Source organism: Streptomyces sp. NPDC055078 (assembly GCF_053607985.1).
In genome coordinates, this window is record NZ_JBSGUP010001058.1 from 1 (window position 1) to 1,674 (window position 1,674).

A 1,674-nucleotide genomic window follows, 5' to 3' on the forward strand; every position below is an offset into this window, starting at 1 on the left:
GGCTCAGCCGTACTACGGCGGACACCTCAGCCGCCCTCGGGCCGGGCCTCGTGTCGGGGGTCCTGGCCCGGGGGCGGTGTGAAGGTGGACCTGTGGTTTTCGCCGTCCACGCGAGGCGGCAGAAGAAGAGGCGTCCGGTAGGGGACGCCGAAACGGCCCGCCCGTTCCGCCGGGCCGGGACCCGGCGGTGGGCACGGTCCCGGCCCGGGACGATCCCGGGTCGGGACGATCCCGGGTCGGGACGCTGTCACCTGCCTGCTGTGGCCTGCCGGTCAGCTCGCCGTACGGGCGAACATGCCGGGCTCGTACGCGCCTCCCTGGTTGTGCACGATCACATTCATCCGGGTGGCCGCGTTGATCAGGGAAACCAGGCAGACCAGCGCGCCGACCTCGTCGTCGTCGTAGTGCTTGCGCACCTCCTCCCAGGTCGCGTCGGACACGCCGTGGTCGTCGAGCCGGGTGCCTTCCTCGGCGAGCGCCAGCGCGGCCCGCTCGGCCTCGGTGAACACGGTGGTGTGCCGCCAGGCGGCGACCAGGTTGAGCCGGAGCGCGGTCTCACCGGCGGCCGCGGCCTCCTTGGTGTGGACGTCGACGCAGAATCCGCAGCCGTTGAGCTGGCCGACCCGCAGCTCCACCAGCTCCCGCAGGGCCTTCGGCAGCGTCGACCCGTCCAGGGCCAGCGAGGCGTTGTAGAACCGCTTGGCGACCTTCGCGGCGGTCGGGCTGTCGTACAGGTTGAATCGGGGTTCCATCGCTCTGCCCTCAGTTTCCTCACTCGTTGTGTGCGTACTGCTGCCGCACTGGACGACCACAAGATGCCGGCGGCCCGGCCCGTGTGACGGCACGGAGATGTGGTGTACGTCACCGGCCGCGTGTGTCACAACGCGACGGCGACCGGCATCTCGTGTACGCACAGTCGAAGGCGCAGCGAACGGACAGAAGGGCAGGAGCCGGTGATGAACGACCGACCCATGGGCGACCCACTCAACGGCGAGGGGGCCGGGGAGACGCCCGGTCCCGCCGGTCGTGACGACCGCATGGAGCGCGTCACGGAGGCGTTCGTCACACACCGCAACCTGCTGTTCACGGTCGCCTACGAGATGCTGGGCTCCGCCGCCGACGCCGAGGACGTCCTCCAGGAGACCTGGTTGCGGTGGGTGGGCGTCGACCCCGGCACCGTGCGGGACCAGCGCGCGTACCTGGTCCGGATCACCACCCGGCAGGCGCTGACCCATCTGCGGACGCTCGGCCGCCGCAAGGAGTCCTACGTCGGCCCCTGGCTGCCCGAACCACTGCTGACGACGCCCGATGTGGCCGAGGACGTCGAGTTGGCCGACAGCGTCTCGATGGCGATGCTGCTGGTACTGGAGACGCTCGGCCCGACCGAGCGCGCGGTGTTCGTACTGCGTGAGGTGTTCGCCTTCGGGTACGACGAGATCGCCGGGGCCGTCGACAAGAGCCCGGCTGCGGTCCGCCAGATCGCCCACCGGGCACGGGCCCACGTCGCGGCGCGCCGACCGCGCGGGGCCCGCGGGGCCGCTTCCGCCGCCGAGACCCGCCGTACCGTCGAGGCGTTCCGGCAGGCGGTCGAAACGGGCGACCTGCGACGCCTGCTCGACCTCCTCGCACCGGACGTCGTCCTGCTGACCGACGGCGGTGGACTCGTCCAGGCCG

General features: G+C 71.5%; 2 protein-coding genes. One reads left to right on the forward strand and one right to left on the reverse strand.

Annotation, left to right across the window (positions count from 1 at the left end; genetic code table 11):
* Nucleotides 1–272 precede the first annotated feature (272 nt).
* Nucleotides 273–752, reverse strand: a complete 480-nt coding sequence (locus ACWF94_RS40100) for a carboxymuconolactone decarboxylase family protein (RefSeq protein WP_453500170.1) — start codon at nucleotides 750–752, stop codon at nucleotides 273–275.
* Nucleotides 753–1,037: 285 nt separating this feature from the next.
* Between ACWF94_RS40100 and ACWF94_RS40105 the strand changes: the two genes are divergently transcribed.
* Nucleotides 1,038–1,674 (forward strand): sigma-70 family RNA polymerase sigma factor (locus tag ACWF94_RS40105; protein WP_453500172.1); only part of this gene is annotated, 637 nt, incomplete at its 3' end.

What these genes read in the sequence shown, in the direction of transcription:
- ACWF94_RS40100 (WP_453500170.1), bottom strand. Translation starts at nt 752, where the DNA reads ATGGAACCCCGATTCAACCTGTACGACAGCCCGACCGCCGCGAAGGTC.